Raw genomic sequence first — 209 nt, forward strand, 5'->3', positions numbered from 1 at the left:
TTTCTCCACAGGTGCAGTTTCTGTTTTTTCTTTCCCGATATCTTCCCCTGCATCTCCAGATACTCGAACACGATCACATCTGCATGGTTTTCTTCCGCATATCTTACAATCGCACCTGCAGTCTTTTTACCCAGTTCTGTGTTCAGACGTTTCGTATATGCCCATCTTCCCTGTGTCTGCGCAGAGCCATGTTCCCTCTGGAATCTGCG

1 pseudogene is annotated in these 209 nt (G+C 47.4%); it reads right to left on the reverse strand.

Annotated features, from left to right (window positions below):
* Positions 1 to 209 (reverse strand): annotated as a pseudogene (locus LJE11_RS19720) (IS200/IS605 family accessory protein TnpB-related protein); the annotation flags it as partial.

Source organism: Blautia sp. DFI.1.216 (assembly GCF_020594215.1).
Classification (GTDB): Bacteria; Bacillota; Clostridia; order Lachnospirales; family Lachnospiraceae; genus Blautia_A; species Blautia_A wexlerae.